Raw genomic sequence first — 17289 nt, 5'->3', positions numbered from 1 at the left:
CTTTACACTTTTCTAGGTTTAAACTCCTTCGCTGCATCCGCGATGGCTTTGATATGCTCTGGAGTGGTGCCACAACAACCACCAATGATATTGACTAAATTGTCTTGTAAATATTCTTTAATCAGGGCTTGCATTTCTTCTGGGGTTTGGTCATAATGTCCGAAGGCATTAGGCAAACCAGCATTGGGATGAGCCGAAATATTCAATTGGGTGTTCATTGCCAACCGTTTCAAATAGGGTTTCAATTGGTCGGCACCCAAAGCGCAATTGAAGCCAACACTCAATAACGGAATATGAGAAATCGAGATTAAGAACGCCTCAACCGTTTGTCCTGAAAGTGTTCTTCCGGAAGCATCTGTGATTGTGCCTGAAACCATTACTGGAATATCTAAATTTCGTTCTTCTTTTACTTCTTCAATGGCAAAAAGGGCTGCTTTGGCATTGAGTGTATCAAAAATGGTTTCCACTAAAAGCACGTCGCAACCGCCATCTATTAAGGCTTCGACTTGTTGTTTATAAGCTACACGCAAATCGTCAAAAGTAACGGCACGGTAACCCGGATCGTTTACATCTGGCGACATAGACGCGGTTCTGTTGGTTGGTCCGATGGAACCGGCTACAAATCTTGGACGATCTGTGAATTCATCTGCCACTTCACGGGCAATTTTAGCCGATTGGAAGTTGAGTTCATAGACCAAATCCTCCAAGTGATAATCGGCCATTCCGATGGTTGTGCCAGAAAAGGTGTTGGTTTCTACAATATCGGCACCTGCTTGAAAATACAATCGGTGGACTTGTTTTACGGCTTCGGGTTGTGTGATGGAAAGTAAATCGTTGTTACCTTTTAACGGATGTGGAAAATTTTTGAAGCGATCGCCACGAAAATCTTCTTCGGAGAAATTGTTGCGTTGTAGCATGGTTCCCATGGCTCCGTCGAGGACAAGGATTCTTTCTTTTAGTGCATTTTGAATTTTTGACATGTTTATTTTTATAAAAATTTTGATTGATAAAAATCTTCATTTCTTTTGAAAACGGTTGCCCCTAGCCCCGATTGAAGCGACATCCTTTTGTTTTTTTCTTTAAAAAACAAAAGATATAGCGAAAAGCGGGATTAGCTCCTAGATAAAAATATTAGTGATGTTATGTTTGAAAGTTGAGAGATGTCTCGGGGTTATCTGTCTTATTTTTTGGAATAAGTAGAATGTAGCACCTTCTTTTTGATAAAGGGTTGCTAAGGTTTCGTTGGGTCTGTCCCTCCGCCTTTCGTGATAACTAAAATAATAAATATATGAGCGATGCAAAGTAACGATAAAAGTATTAAAAAAACAAGTTTGGGCAAACATTTTTTTGGCTAATAGATGTATGGATAGTAATGGTAATGGAACAAAGGCGGGATTTTTAGATTTTTTAAAAAAAGTAATTGATTTTTTTTGTTTTCTGAAAAAAGTTTATATTTTTGAAGAAAATACTTTGAGATGTTAAAACGTGTGATTATTTTAATTTTTTTTGTTACAAATGTAACTTTTTCGCAAGATAAAGTGTATGCTGTTCAACAAATAGCGGATAGTTTGAAACAAAATGCAGATGCAATTGTAAGATATGAATTGATGGATGTAGCGATAAAATCGCAGCGAGAGATGGAAATTCGGGAACATCGCGTGGTAACAGTATTGAATAGTAAAGGGCTTGATGCCATGAATGCGTATGCACATTATGACAAAACGACGAGGATAAATACTATTAATGCCACGATTTATAATGATGTTGGGTTGGAGATTAAGCGTATAAAGAGGAAGGATTTTAAAGATGTTACAGCGGTTGATGGAGGCACCATTTTTTCTGACAATAGGGTGTTGTTTTTGGAATATACTCCAACAGTGTATCCATTTACGATGGTTTATGAATGTGAAACAACTACATCGAATACGGCCTTTATCCCCACTTGGCATCCTATAAAAGAAGATGGTGTGAGTATTGAAAAATCGATTTGTAAAATTCAGTATCCGGAGGCGTTGGGTTTTAAATATAAATCATTCAATTTAGCGGATTACAAGGTAACAACTCGAGAAATGGAAGGACAACGGGAGTTTGAGTTGCCTGTAACGTTGGCTTCTCGATTTGAAGATTTGAGTCCAGTTGCCAGAATATATCCAAAAGTGATGTTTGGATTAACACAATTTCATTTAGAAGGTGTAGATGGTAAGGCTACCAATTGGACAGAATTTGGGAAATGGTATCAAGACGAAATATTAACGGGCACGGTGGCATTGCCAGAAGCTACTGTGTTGAAAGCAAAATCGTTAGTTGGTAATGAAACCCGTCCGATGGCAAAAGCAAAAATTTTATATGAATACTTGCAAAGTAAAGTACGGTATGTGAGTATCCAAATAGGAATTGGTGGCTGGAAGCCCATGTATGCAACAGATGTAGATCGGTTGGGGTATGGTGATTGTAAGGCTTTGTCAAATTATATGAAAGCCTTGTTGCAGGCGGTAGATGTGCCTAGTTATCACACGATATTGTATGGCAATCGAACGCCAAAAGATATAGACCCAGATTTTGTTTCGATGCAAGGCAATCACATGATATTGTGTGTGCCAGATGGTGCCAATCCTATTTGGTTGGAGTGTACAAGTCAAGACAGCCCATTTGGTTATCAGGCTAATTTTACAGACGACCGTATGGTTTTAGTCATCAAGCCCGAGGGCGGCGAAATAGTAAAAACCAAAACTTATTTGCCACAAGAAAATTTGCTCCAAACTACAGGTCAATATACATTAGACGATACGGGAGTTATTAATGGAAATGTTACCTTACATTCAAAAGGGACACAATATGGATACCATTACCGATTGGCTACCGAACAGGCATTGGAAGTAGAAAAACATTATAAGCATTATTGGCAAAACATCGAAAATTTAAAAATAGTGTCTTATCATTTTGTAGATGATAAAAATCAAGTCGATTTTGAGGAACAAGTGCAGATTTCGGCAGAAAATTATGGAAAAATCAACCAACAAAATATGATATTTGCTATTAATGGATTCAATCAATCTAACGCCGAATTGAAACGGATTCGTAATAGAAAAACGCCATTTGAAATACAGCGAGGATTTACAGACCAAGACGACATAGAAGTAACGATTCCGAAGGGCTATGTTGTAGAATTTTTGCCAAGTACTATGCAAATTGAAAATAAGTATGGTGTATATCAGGCTACTTTTGTAAAAAAAGATGCAGAACATATTCGGTATTCACGTAAGTTGATGATAAAAAGCGGCACTTATCCTAAGGCAGAATATGATGCCTACCGATTGTTTAGAGAGCAAGTAGCTAAAAATGATAATGCAAAGGTTATCTTGAAAAAAATATGATTACTAAATTTTTGATACATCTGAAATACAAATTCGTTTTTATGGGCTAAATTAGGAATAAAACTGCAACACAATTAAAACTTATTGGACTTTCTCACAAGGGTCGAGTTATCTATTGCAAACAACGTTCATTGAATTCCAAAAGAAAATAATATTGCGAGATGTTTTTTTTTGATTACCAAAATCAGAAGCTATATTCGTGCAATACAACACCCCCTTTGGAGGCTGGGGGGGCTAAAGGATTTCTACCACTATCCGTAACGCAAAATACTGCAAATAATAGCGTTCAACCTTCTTATGTTACAAAAACGGATGCTGTTTTTCGAATCATAAAACAATAACAAATTAACAAAAAAACATTAATTACAACCAATAATAACACACAACCAATGAAAAAAATAGTATTAATTTTAGGGTTATTGATAGGGATAACCACAAATGCACAAGAGTTTAAAATAGGCAAAGTGAGTGCGGCCGAATTGCAAGAAAAACAACATCCCATCGAAACAGATGCCCCTGCAGCTATATTGTATAAAACAGGAGATGTGCGGATGGAATATAATCAAAATGATGGTTTTGTAATGGTAACAACCGTAAAAAACCGAATTAAAATATATAACAAAGACGGATATGACTGGGCTAATAAAAGTGTACCTTATTATTATTCGGGAAGTTCTAAAGAGTCTGTTTCGATTGACGAAGCAGTAACATATAATTGGGTTGATGGAAAAATAGAAAAAACGAAACTAAAAAGCGATGGTATTTTTGATGAAACGATTAATAAATATTCTAAACGAAAAAAAATTACGATGCCCAATGTAAAAGAAGGGTCGGTAATAGAATATGAATATACCATTCGTTCAGACCGATTTGGCGAATTGCCTGATTGGTATTTTCAATACGATATCCCTGTAAATTTTTCAGAATTTAAAACAAAAATACCCGAATATTATGTTTACAAACCATCTGAACGAGGTTATATTTTTCCAAAAGTTACTACAAATAAAGTCAATCGGACTATCAATATGAGTGCCATGCAGCGTACCAATGGTGGTTTTCAAAGTGCTTACAGTCAGAATTCATTTGACTATTTAGAAGAACAAAACACTTATACTTTGACAGCTATTCCGTCGATGAAAGACGAAAGTTATGTAAACAATATCAACAATTATCGGGCTAGTATTGTTCATGAATTGAGTATGACCAAATTTCCTGGCAAGCCTTTGAAAAGTTATTCGACGGATTGGAATTCAGTTGTAAAAACTATTTATGATTTTGACAATTTTGGTCTGGAATTGAATAAAACAGGCTATTTTGAAAAAGATATTGACTTGTTAATCAAAGGATTGGGCACAAATGAGGAAAAAATGTTGGCTATCCATCAGTTTGTCAAATCTAAAATAAAATGGAATGACTACTATGGCTATGGAACGGACGAGGGCGTTCGAAAAGCTTATGCTGATGGTGTAGGAAATGTTGCAGCAATCAACTTGATGCTCACCGCAATGTTGCGATATGCTGGTCTTGCTGCAAATCCAGTAATATTGAGCACCAGAGACAATGGTATTGCTCTTTTTCCATCGCATGCGGCTTTCAACTACGTGATTGCGGCTGTAGAAACGGCAGAAGGAGTGGTTTTATTAGATGCAACAGATAAATATTCGACTCCAAATGTATTGCCCAACAGAGACCTAAACTGGTTTGGACGATTAATTAGAAAAGATGGCACGTCGGAACAAATCGATTTGATGCCCAAACAAGTTTCCAGAGAAACGGTAAATATGACTGCCAATTTAGATCCATCGGGCACCTTTAATGGTAAAATTCGCAAACAATACACAAATCAATTGGCTTTGAGTTTTAGAAAATCCAATAACAATTCAAAAGACGATGGCTATTTGGAAGAGTTAGAAAAAAAATCCAACAATATTGAAATAAACGACTATACAAAAGACAATATGACAGATTTGTCCAAGGCCGTTAGCGAGACTTTTTCGTTTAAAGACGGGAATGATAGTGAACTCATCAACGGAAAAATTTATTTTACCCCAATGCTATTTTTAGTAACCAAATCAAACCCTTTCAAATTAGATGTAAGAGAGTATCCAATAGATTTTTCGTATCCAATAGAAACCAGATACAATATTAATATCGAATTGCCAGAGGGCTATGTCGTAGAATCAATGCCTGAAAATATGAATATTGCTGCGGTGGACAACTTGGGATCCCTGAAGTACATTATTGTTCAAAATGATAATAAAATACAAATTGCTATTACAGAAACCATCAATGAAGCCATAGTACCTGCAGAATATTATGATGTTTTGAAAGCATTTTTTCAACAAATGATTGATAAAGAAAACCAAAAAATAGTATTGAAAAAAATATAGGGTTGTGAAAAAAATAATATACTTACTGATAGCCTTTACCTTGCATCTTCAAGCTCAAACTCCTGATCTTGAAGCAGTTAATGAGGTTATGCTTTCAGAAAAAAAATGCACTATTGATACCAATGCTGTAGCTTCTATTTTATTTTGCAAAGCATTAACAAATTTTAAATTTAAAGAAAATGATAGTCGGTTTGTTGTAGAACATCAATACCATTATCGAATCAAAATTTATAAAAAAGAAGGATTTAACTGGGCAAATTTTAAAAAAGATTACTATATTGGATCGAATTTGAGCGAGGCAGAAAGTGTACATTTTTTTGATGCCTATACTTATAATTTAGAAAATGGAAAAATCGTACGAACAAAACTATCAAACGAAGGAAAATTCAAACAAAGTAAGAATACAAATTGGGGCGAAGCGATCATTACAATGCCCAATGTTAAAGAAGGTTCGATAGTGGAGTTTAAATATGTATTGAAATCTCAAAATTTACTAACCTTTCCAGAGTTTGAAATACAACATGAAATACCCGTTTATTATGCAGCATATCATACGGAAATTCCAGAATATTACATTTACAAACCCATTTTGAAAGGCAAAATAGAGGTTAAAGTAACATCAAATTTAGAAACAGCAAATCAAAGTGGCCAAAACCAATATGGCAATACTACCCATATTTCATTCAAACATATTGTAAGTAATTACGAAGCTTGGCAAGTGCCCGCAATAGTAGATGAACCATTTGTAGATAATTTAGACAATTATAAATCGGGTATCAAGCACGAAATAGAAAGGGTGAGACTACCGGGCCAAGAGATAAAAGATTATTCTAAAACATGGGAAGGTGTTGCCAAAACCATTTATGAAGACAAAGATTTTGGAAAAGAAATCAAAGAGCGAAAATATATAGAAAAAAATTTAACTGAAATAATCAAATTAGATACTTCTCAAATTCAAAAAATGCATACCATTTATAAATTTATTCAAAAAAGAATGAATTGGAATCATCATTATGGCATTTTTTCTGAAAAAGGAGTAAAAAAAGCTTTTGATGAACAAACAGGCAATGTAGCCGAAATACATTTTATTTTAAATGCCATGCTCAATCATGCAGGAATTCAAAGTTATCCGGTGTTGCTTAGTACCAAATCTCATGGTGTGCCCGTATTTCCAAGTAGAACGGTATTTAATTATGTAATTATAGCGGCCGAAATAGATGGCAATCGAATACTTTTGGATGCAACAAACCCAAATAATTGTCCCAATATATTGCCAATAGAAACGCTAAATTGGACGGGAAGATTGGTAAAAAACGATGGAATATCTGAAGAAATTCAGTTGATACCTGAAAAATTATCAAAACTTCAAACATTTGTTATTGCCAAGATTGAAAATTCAGGAAAAGTGCTCGGTCAAACAAAAATAATCCGAACAGATTATCAAGCACTGCAATTCCGAACGTCGAAAAAAGAGGTGCAACCCCAATTGTATTTGGAAGAACTTGAAAAAGAGCTTCATGATATTCAAATAAATAACTACAAAGAAGAAAATTTAAAGGATGATTTATCCAAGCCCGTCATAGAAAAATTTCAATTTGAAACGCAAAATCTCATCGAAATGATTGGTAACAAAATTTATAGAAACCCACTTATTTTTGTGGCATTGCAAGGCAATCCGCTAAAAGCGGAAACCAGAAAAAACCCTATTTGTTTTGAATATCCACTTGAAAAAAAAGCCGCTATTTCTATCGAAATTCCTGATGGATACCAAGTAGAAAGTATGCCTATAACTAAAAATTTAGCCATTGAAGGCAATCTAGCCCATTACCAATTTCAAATACAAAAAGCGGATAATATTATTCAAGTTTCGTCAAATTTACAAATGAATCAAAGTGTGATATCAGAAATTTATTATAATGATTTAAAAACTTTTTTTCAACAAGTAAACGAATGTGAAAACCAAAAAATAGTATTGAAAAAAATATAGATTAAAAATAACTGTCTTTGAGTATTTGCCAAAAAGACGTATATTTGGTATGATATTACGATTTTATATAAACACTAAAATTACCAAACAAAAATGAATCTTAAAAATGCCCAACAAGAAGTAGATACTTGGATAAAAAACCATGGCGTTCGCTATTTTAATGAGCTAACCAATATGGCACAACTTACAGAAGAAGTTGGCGAAGTTGCCCGAATTATTGCCCGCAGATATGGAGAACAATCTGAAAAAGAATCGGATAAAAATAAAGATTTAGGAGAAGAGCTAGCCGATGTTGTGTTTGTAGTGTTGTGTTTGGCCAATCAAACAGGCATTGATTTACAAGCGGCTTTTGACAAAAAACTTGACCTCAAAACACATAGAGACCACGACCGCCATCAACAAAACGAAAAATTGAAGGGTTAAAAATATTATACCTTTAAATAGGGTTTGCTGATTTGCTATTAATTATTTAATACATTACATTGAAAAAAATAATTTTTGTGCAAGATAAAATGCTGACTAATTGAATAAAATGGTAAAATTATACCAAATATATTTATAAAATAGTCCAAAGATGCGTAGTTATTTTTTAGAGAAAATTTTCAAAAAAAATCGTTGCATAGCTGGGCTACGGAACTATTTTTTTTGACTCATTTTAGCAAAAAAGAACAAGTAGATTGGACTATTTTATATTTGGTATAAGACAGAAACAACTTTATGTACCCAATATTGTTGCATAAACAATCAAAAAAGCCAAGTCAAATTATAAATTTGACTTGGCTTTTATATAATAAATAAGAAGTAATTATACTTTTATTTCAACTTCTACCCCACTAGGTAACTCTAATTTCATTAAAGCATCAATAGTTTTGGAAGAAGAAGAATAAATATCGATCAATCTTTTGTAAGACATCACTTCAAATTGCTCTCTAGCTTTTTTGTTTACGTGTGGCGAACGCAATACAGTAAACAATTTTTTGTGAGTTGGCAATGGAATTGGTCCTGTAACAACTGCTCCAGTTGTTTTTACCGTTTTTACGATTTTTTCAGCAGATTTATCTACCAACATGTGATCGTAAGATTTTAATTTTATTCTGATTTTTTGACTCATTTTCTTAAAGATTAAGCGTTTCCTTTTGCTTTTTTGATAACTGCTTCTGATATATTAGAAGGTGTTTCGGCATAGTGTGAAAATTCCATTGTAGAAGTTGCACGGCCTGAAGATAAAGTTCTTAATGTAGTTACATAACCAAACATTTCAGACAATGGTACATCGGCTTTAATGGTTTTTGCACCATTTCTGTCTCCCATGTCATTCACTTGTCCTCTACGACGGTTGATGTCCCCTACAATATCACCCATGTTTTCTTCTGGAGTTATGACTTCCATTTTCATGATTGGCTCTAAAATAACAGCACCAGCAGCTTTTGCTACCTCTCTGTAACCCATTCTAGCAGCTAACTCAAACGAAAGAGCATCAGAATCCACAGGGTGGAACGATCCGTCTAACAAAGTTACTTTCAAACTATCTACTTGGTAGCCTGCTAAAGGCCCTGTTTTCATAGCTTCACGGAAACCTTTTTCAACAGATGGAATATACTCTTTTGGTACGTTTCCTCCTTTTACTTCGTTTACAAATTGTAATCCTACAGGTACTTTTCCATCTACTTCGTCTGCTGGTTCCAAACGGAAAACAATGTCTCCAAATTTTCCACGACCTCCAGATTGTTTTTTGTAAACTTCTCTGTGTTGAGCAGATTTTGTAAAAGCCTCTTTGTATTCTACTTGAGGTTCTCCTTGGTTTACTTCTACTTTAAACTCACGTTTCATACGATCTACAAGGATGTCCAAGTGTAACTCGCCCATACCAGAAATAATCGTTTGTCCAGATGCTTCATCTGTTCTAACAGTAAAAGTAGGATCTTCTTCAGCTAATTTTGCCAAAGCCATACCCATTTTGTCCACGTCTGCTTTGGTTTTTGGCTCAATTGCAATACCAATTACAGGCGCAGGAAATTTCATTGATTCAAGGATAATCGGGTGTTTTTCATCACACAAAGTATCTCCAGTTTTGATATCTTTAAAACCAACTGCTGCTCCAATATCTCCAGCCTCAATATATTCGATTGGATTTTGTTTGTTAGCATGCATTTGATAGATACGAGAAATTCTTTCTTTGCTTCCAGAACGGGTGTTCAATACATAAGAACCAGCATCCAAACGACCAGAATAAGCACGGAAAAAAGCCAAACGACCTACGAATGGGTCTGTAGCAATTTTAAATGCCAAAGCTGCAAAAGGCTCTTTTACATCTGGACGACGTAAAATTTTGGTTTGATCTTCTTCTAATAATTCAGCATCATCTGGGTGAATCCCTTCGATACCTTCTTTATCTGTTGGTGAAGGTAAGTATTTACATACTGCATCTAGCATGAATTGCACTCCTTTGTTTTTGAAAGAAGAACCAGCAATCATTGGAATAATCGCCATATCAATAGTAGCTGCTCTTAAAGCGGTATTGATTTCTTCCTCTGTAATAGAGTTTTCATCTTCCATGTATTTGTCCAATAGATTTTCATCATAGTCAGCTACGGCTTCGATAAGTATAGAACGGTATTCTTTTACTTCATCTACCATATCCGCTGGAATATCTACTATATCAAAAGTAGCTCCTTGTGTAGCATCGTGCCATACAATGGCTTGATTTTTAACTAAATCTACTACTCCTTTAAAATCAGCTTCGTCGCCAATTGGCAATGTAATGGCCACAGCGTTAGATTTTAACATATCTCTAACTTGCTGACAAACGTTCAAAAAGTTAGCTCCTTGACGGTCCATTTTGTTAACGAATCCCATACGTGGCACTCGGTACTGATCGGCAAGTCTCCAGTTTGTTTCTGATTGTGGTTCTACACCATCAACCGCACTAAATAAGAAAACCAATCCGTCCAATACACGCAAAGAACGGTTTACCTCTACGGTAAAATCCACGTGTCCAGGAGTATCAATGATGTTAAAGTGGTAAGGTTTTGTTTCTGGTAAAACTTTTCCTTGTTCTGTTGGAAAATTCCATTCACAAGTTGTAGCAGCAGAAGTGATAGTAATCCCTCTTTCTTGCTCTTGTGCCATCCAGTCCATTGTTGCAGCACCATCGTGTACTTCACCAATTTTGTGTGATTTTCCTGTATAGAATAAAATACGCTCTGTTGTTGTTGTTTTTCCAGCATCAATATGAGCCGCAATACCTATGTTTCTTGTATATTTTAGATCTCTTGCCATTTCGTTATGTATTAAAATCTAAAGTGAGAGAAGGCTTTGTTTGCCTCTGCCATTTTGTGAGTATCCATTCTTTTCTTAACCGCTGCACCTTCTTCTTTAGCTGCTGCTAATACTTCTGAAGCTAATTTTTGTGCCATCGATTTTTCATTTCTTCTTCTTGCATAAAGAATCATCCATTTCATCGCCATAGATATTTTTCTATCTGGACGAATTTGCATTGGAATTTGAAATGTTGCTCCACCCACTCTTCGGCTACGTACTTCTACGTGTGGCATTACGTTGGTTAAAGCATCTTTCCAAATTTCTACTGATGATTTTTCTGCATCTTGTTTTTTGCTTTCTACGATGTCCATTGCATCATAAAACACTTTAAAAGCTGTTGATTTTTTACCATCCCACATTAGATTGTTTACAAAACGTGTTACCAACTGGTCATTAAACCTTGGATCTGGTAAAAGTGGTCTTTTCTTTGCCGCTCTTTTTCTCATTTCTTTTCGTTTTACGTTCTTTTATTACTGTAAAATAAACATTCAAATATATTTTACTTAAACATGATTTACAGGTTTAGAACTGATTTTTTTGATTTACTTTTTCTTTCCTGCTGCTGCTGGGGCTTGTCCTGGTTTTGGACGTTTTGCTCCATACTTAGATCGTCTTTGTGTTCTTCCAGCTACTCCTGATGTATCTAAAGCACCACGAACAATGTGGTATCTTACACCTGGTAAATCTTTTACTCTTCCACCCCTAACTAATACTATCGAGTGCTCTTGTAGATTGTGTCCTTCTCCTGGGATGTAGGCATTTACTTCGTTACCATTGGTCAAACGCACACGTGCTACTTTTCGCATGGCTGAGTTTGGTTTTTTTGGCGTAGTAGTGTAAACACGCGTACAAACCCCTCTTCTTTGAGGACAAGAATCTAAAGCAACCGATTTACTCTTCTTAGTTATCTGAGTTCTTCCTGTTCTTACTAATTGTTGAATTGTTGGCATAATTAATACTAAATATTATTTAAATATAATTTTCCCGCTTTTTACGGGCTTGCAAATGTATAACTTTTTTTTTTCCTAGCAAATCATAATCCATTAATTTTCAACACTATTTCATTTACTATACTTTTTTGATGTTTTTTTCGTTTTTTTATTTTAATTTTACCTAAATTTCATTCATTTTGAAACAGTTTTTTGTCCTTATTGTCTTCCTTTATTTTTGCCCAATACTCTCGGCACAGCATGCCTATCTGTCTATTTTGGGTCGAAATGAGTCTCAAAATGCTCAAATTCAAGCTATTGGCTATGCAAAAAAACTATCTAATGCCGCTCGGATAAACCAAGAAATGTCAAATTTTCAAAACAAACTCGTCGATAAAGGGTATATCAATGCGGTTTTATGGCACAAAAAAGTCATACAAGATTCAATTTTTGAGTATCAATTTGATCTTGGAACTCCCATCAAATTCATACATATATATATAGGTACAAATAAATCGTTTTTTCCGAATAGCCCATCAGATACTTTAGTTGTAAATTATGAACAAATTGCTACTTTTTTAAAACAAACCACAGATAAGTTAGCCACAAATGGATTCCCGCTTTCTAAAGTGAATCTGCAAAACAAAATAACTAAAAACCAAACTCTTATAGCCGATTTGATCATCGAACCGCAATCCAAACGCTTTGTAAATGATATCATAATCAAAGGATATGATGCGTTTCCGGCTGGAATTAAAAAATATCTAATCAAAAAATACCAAAACAAAACCCTCAACCAACAGCTTTTAGAATCGTTGCACCAAGATTTTGCACAACTAGGATTTGTAAAATCAATAAAATTTCCAGAGTTGCTGTTTACAGAAAAAACCTCAAAAGTGTTTGTTTATCTTAACAAAAGCAACAATAATACCTTTGATGGTCTTATTGGATTTTCTAACAACGACAATCAAAAACTACAATTTAATGGTAATTTAGACCTTGGTCTTCAAAATTTTTTAAACCAAGGCGAAAAATTGAAAATCAATTGGAAATCTGATGGCAAACAACAAAAAACATTTTTGTTTGACCTGGAAATACCCTATATTTTTAAAACTCCGCTTACTTCAAAGACCCAAATCCATATTTTGAAACAAGACAGCACTTTTCAAACCACAAAATTGGCCTTGGATTTAGGCTTCGCATTGAATTTAAAAACCAAAATATTTGTAGGTATTCAAAATGCAACATCAACCCAAACCCTAAAAACTGCAAATGCCAATGGGATATCTTATCAAAACCAGTTTTATGTAGCACAATTTGATTTTCAAAGAAACAAAATAGAGTCCTTTTTAGACAATACCTATCTACATATAGCAATAGGTAATGGAAATAGACAAACTAAAAACCAAACAAACCAACAACAATTTATAGCTCTCAATGCCCATTGGCAATTACTTTGGAAAGACAAACACGGATTGAGCCTGAAAACCCAAAATTTTTACCTACAAAGTAATACCTATTTTACAAACGAATTGTATCGATTTGGAGGAATCAAATCCATAAGAGGCTTTCTCGAAAACAGTTTGCAAGCCCATTTAGTAATGTCAATAATCACAGAATACCAATACGTCATAAGCCCCACTTTATATGTACACACCATAACCGATTATGGTTTTTTTGAGGACAAAACCACCCAAACAACAGGTAAATTATTTGGACTAGGACTAGGATTTGGACTCAAAACCAAAAATGGTTGGCTCAAAATGAACTATGCCAATGGCACCGTCGGACAGCAAAACATCAAGAATTCGAGTGCATTGATACATTTAAGTTTAACGACAACGTTTTAGTAAATTATTGTTAATAAAATAGATTTTGAGTTATATAAAATCTATAAAAACACCCAAAAATCAGTTGAAATTAGAAAAATCATAAAAAAAACTTAAAATTTATGATTTAAAATTTGGATACTTAACAAATAATTAAGACTTTTGACGCAACTAATTCAAAATTAATTAAAATGAAACTAAAGTTAAAAGGAATTTTGGCACTATTTTTAGTGTTAATAACACAACTTACGTTTGCACAAGACAGAACAGTAAGTGGAGTTGTGTCGGACGCTAGTGGATTACCAATCCCTACGGCCAACGTAAAAGTTAAAGGAACAACCAATGGCGTTCAGACAGATTTTGATGGAAAATACAAAATCAAAGCAAATGCTTCAGACGTTTTAGTATTTAGCTATGTAGGGATGAAAGCACAAGAAGTAAAAGCTACCTCTACTACCATAAATGTAAAATTAGCAAGCGATGCCAATGAATTGAACCAAGTTGTTGTTACAGCAATGGGTATCAAAAGAGAGAAAAAATCTTTAGGATATGCTACGCAAACAGTTTCTTCGGAAGATTTAAACAGACCAAATGCTGCTAACTTTACAAGTAATTTAGCAGGAAAAGTTTCTGGATTACAAATTAAAGCAGGGTCAAATTTTGGAGGATCTGTGGATGTTGTTTTAAGGGGTTATAGATCTATAACTGGTGATAATCAAGCCCTTTTTGTTGTAGATGGCGTACCAATGATTAATAACAATAATAACACTGCTGATCAAAGATTAAGTGGACGTCCTGGATATGATTTTGGTAATACAATTTCGGATATTAATCCAAATGATATTGCTGAAGTAAATGTGCTTAAAGGAGCTGCTGCAACAGCTTTGTACGGTTCAAGAGCACAAAATGGTGCGATTATTATAACTACAAAAAGAGGTAAAAAAACTAATGATTTAGGAATTGAGTTTAGCTCTTCTATTGCTACGGCTACAATTGACAAAACTACTTTTGCAGAATATCAAGATAAGTATGGTCAAGGTTATGGTTATTATTATGGAGCAGCTGCAAATGCACAATTCAGCAACTATAATCCTACGACTGGTGCAGTAGATGATTCAGTAAATGATCAATTAATGGCACCAACAACAGAGGATGGATCTTATGGTGCACCATTTAATCCAAATTTAAATGTTTGGCAATATACATCGTTTATACCAGAATCAGCAAATTATGGTAAAGCTACACCTTGGATAAATGCTAAAAACGGACCGGTTACATTTTTTCAAACAGGTTATGCATTAACAAATAATTTATCCTTTTCTAAAGCAAATGATGTTTCATCTTTCCGTCTTTCTTATATGAATTCAAATACTACAGATGTATTGCCAAACAGTAGTTTAAAGAAAAATAGTTTTACGGGTAATGCTTCTTATAAATTATCAGATAAATTAACTGCTAATTTTTATGGCACTTATGTAGTACAAAATACATTGGGTAGAAATTCAACTGGATATAATGGAAATATCATGTCAAATTTCAGACAATGGTGGGCAACAAATGTTGATATTCAAGAACAAAGAGATTTATACAATGCAACAGGAAAAAATTACACTTGGAATATACAAAGTCCAACAGATTTACGACCAGCTTATTGGGATAATCCATATTTTCAAAGATATGAAAATTACGCAACAGACGATAGAAACAGATTTGCTGGTAATGGAAGTTTGAACTATGAGTTCAATAAACACTTTAATATTACATTAAGAGTAGGAACTGATGGTTATAGCCAAAGAATGGAAGACAGAAAAGCAGTAAGTTCTAATCCAGAATTAATGGGATTTGGTTTGACTTCCATTGCTCAACCTTCAGGTTATGCTGTAATGAATATTAAAGCTCAAGAAACAAATTATGATATTTTAGCATCTTATAAAACAGACTTAAGCACAAATGTAAATTTAAGTGCTGTGGTTGGTGGTAATATAAATACATTATATAGATATACAAACTCTCAATCAACTTCTGGAGGTTTATTTATTCCAAATTTATACACAATTTCAAATTCAGCTTCATCTCCAGCATTACCATCAATAACTGAAACAACAAAAACTATAAGAGGTATTTTCGCTCAAACAAATATTGGTTTTTACAATACATATTATTTAGATGGTACAATTAGAAGAGACGAATCTTCAGCTCTACCTAAAGGTAATAATGATTATATTTATTATTCAGGATCGGTAAGTGCAATAATTTCTAACTGGAGTTTTCTTAAAGAATTCAAACCTTTAAATTTCGCTAAAGTTAGAGCCTCTTATGCAGAAGTAGGATCTGATACTGGAGCTAATCAATTACAGAATCAATATTTTACAGAAACCGCTGTAAACTCACCATTGTATTATTATAATACAACAGCTAAAAATGCAAATTTAAAGCCACAAAGATCAAAACAAACGGAATTTGGTATTAACTTACAATTTATGAAAAATAGATTTGGTCTTGACTTTGCATGGTTTAAAAATGATGCATTTGACCAAATTTTAAATTTACCTGTATCATTTGCTACTGGATCATTAAATCAAGTGAAAAATGTGGGTAATCTAAGTACAACTGGTTTAGAAGTAAGTTTGAACTTAAACCCTATAAATACTGAAAATTTTAAATGGGATATAAATGTAAACTGGTCAAATCCAGTAACTAAAGTAACAGAACTTGCACCTGGTGTTGAAAATATTACTTTAGGTTCTTTTCAAGGAGGGGTTAGTATAAATGCGTCTGTAAATGAGCTATATGGCACGATTAAAGGTACAGATTTTATTTATACTAATGGACAAAGAACTGTTGGGGCAAACGGTAGATATTTAATTACATCAAGTACTAATAATGTAATTGGAAATATGCAAGCTAAATGGTTTGGAGGTTTAATAAATAAATTCACATACAAAAACATGTCTTTAGGTGTTCAAGTTGATTGGAGAGAAGGAGGAAGTGTATTCTCATTAGATCAATACTACGGTTTAGCTACAGGATTATATCCTGAAACAGCTGTAAACAATGATTTAGGAAATCCAATTAGAAATAGTTTAGCAACAGGTGGTGGAGTAATTTTACCAGGTGTATATGCTAATGGTACAGTAAATAGTACTAGAGTTTCTGGAACAAACTACGGTTTATATGGTTATAGATATGCACCAGCATCTAATTTCGTATATGATGCAAGTTTTGTTAAATTAAGAGAGGTATCGTTTACTTATGCTTTCCCATCAAAATCTTTAGCTAAATCAATTAAAGGATTGTCAATGAGTATAATTGGAAATAACTTATGGATTATACATAAAAACTTACCTTACGCAGATCCTGAAGCTGGTTTGAGTTCTGGAAACGTTCAAGGATACCAATCAGGAGTTATGCCATCAACAAGAAATGTATCTTTTAATGTAAAAATTAATTTGTAAAATA

At 34.0% G+C, this 17289-nt stretch carries 11 protein-coding genes and 1 riboswitch; of the genes, 6 read left to right on the top strand and 5 right to left on the bottom strand.

Annotated features, from left to right (window positions below; translation table 11 throughout):
- Positions 1 to 2 precede the first annotated feature (2 nt).
- Positions 3 to 980, bottom strand: a complete 978-nt coding sequence (locus tag FBFL15_RS13210; RefSeq protein ID WP_014085058.1) for a homocysteine S-methyltransferase family protein — start codon at positions 978 to 980, stop codon at positions 3 to 5.
- A gap of 188 nt (positions 981 to 1168) precedes the next feature.
- A riboswitch (SAM riboswitch) is annotated at positions 1169 to 1275 on the bottom strand.
- Between the two features lie 212 nt (positions 1276 to 1487).
- Between FBFL15_RS13210 and FBFL15_RS13205 the strand changes: the two genes are divergently transcribed.
- From FBFL15_RS13205 to FBFL15_RS13185, 4 genes are all read left to right on the top strand, one after another.
- A complete protein-coding gene (locus FBFL15_RS13205; RefSeq protein ID WP_231847468.1) occupies positions 1488 to 3374 on the top strand; it encodes a DUF3857 domain-containing protein in 1887 nt (628 codons plus the stop codon).
- A gap of 389 nt (positions 3375 to 3763) precedes the next feature.
- Positions 3764 to 5764, top strand: a complete 2001-nt coding sequence (locus FBFL15_RS13195) for a DUF3857 domain-containing protein (protein ID WP_014085056.1) — start codon at positions 3764 to 3766, stop codon at positions 5762 to 5764.
- A 4-nt stretch (positions 5765 to 5768) separates the two neighbouring features.
- Positions 5769 to 7751 carry a DUF3857 domain-containing protein gene (locus FBFL15_RS13190; RefSeq protein ID WP_014085055.1) on the top strand — a complete coding sequence of 661 codons (1983 nt, stop codon included), beginning with the start codon at positions 5769 to 5771 and terminating at the stop codon, positions 7749 to 7751.
- 93 nt (positions 7752 to 7844) lie between these two features.
- On the top strand, positions 7845 to 8174 hold the full coding sequence (locus tag FBFL15_RS13185; RefSeq protein ID WP_014085054.1) for a nucleotide pyrophosphohydrolase: 330 nt from the start codon (positions 7845 to 7847) through the stop codon (positions 8172 to 8174).
- A 382-nt stretch (positions 8175 to 8556) separates the two neighbouring features.
- Here the strand turns inward: FBFL15_RS13185 and rpsJ are convergent, their stop codons facing one another.
- The 4 genes from rpsJ to rpsL form a co-directional block, all read right to left on the bottom strand.
- Positions 8557 to 8862, bottom strand: a complete 306-nt coding sequence (gene rpsJ / locus FBFL15_RS13180; RefSeq protein WP_007803605.1) for a 30S ribosomal protein S10 — start codon at positions 8860 to 8862, stop codon at positions 8557 to 8559.
- Between the two features lie 11 nt (positions 8863 to 8873).
- Positions 8874 to 11030 (bottom strand): elongation factor G, encoded by a 2157-nt coding sequence (gene fusA, locus FBFL15_RS13175; RefSeq protein WP_014085053.1) that lies wholly within the window; start codon positions 11028 to 11030, stop codon positions 8874 to 8876.
- Between the two features lie 11 nt (positions 11031 to 11041).
- Positions 11042 to 11518, bottom strand: a complete 477-nt coding sequence (gene rpsG / locus FBFL15_RS13170; protein WP_014085052.1) for a 30S ribosomal protein S7 — start codon at positions 11516 to 11518, stop codon at positions 11042 to 11044.
- 96 nt (positions 11519 to 11614) lie between these two features.
- Positions 11615 to 12022: a 30S ribosomal protein S12 gene (gene rpsL, locus FBFL15_RS13165; protein WP_014085051.1), complete on the bottom strand. Its 408-nt coding sequence runs from the start codon at positions 12020 to 12022 to the stop codon at positions 11615 to 11617.
- A gap of 179 nt (positions 12023 to 12201) precedes the next feature.
- On the opposite strand from rpsL, the gene FBFL15_RS13160 reads away from it, so the two are divergent.
- Both FBFL15_RS13160 and FBFL15_RS13155 read left to right on the top strand, forming a co-directional pair.
- Positions 12202 to 13851, top strand: coding sequence for a BamA/TamA family outer membrane protein (locus FBFL15_RS13160; RefSeq protein WP_014085050.1), 1650 nt, complete (start codon positions 12202 to 12204; stop codon positions 13849 to 13851).
- 170 nt (positions 13852 to 14021) lie between these two features.
- Entirely contained in the window at positions 14022 to 17285 is a 3264-nt protein-coding gene (locus tag FBFL15_RS13155; protein WP_014085049.1) for a SusC/RagA family TonB-linked outer membrane protein, read from the top strand.
- Positions 17286 to 17289 lie beyond the last annotated feature (4 nt).

The sequence above is a fragment of the Flavobacterium branchiophilum FL-15 genome, from assembly GCF_000253275.1.
In the GTDB taxonomy this organism is placed as follows: domain Bacteria; phylum Bacteroidota; class Bacteroidia; order Flavobacteriales; family Flavobacteriaceae; genus Flavobacterium; species Flavobacterium branchiophilum.
Note: the sequence above shows the minus strand (reverse complement) of the source record. Positions and strands in the feature narration are given on the sequence as shown.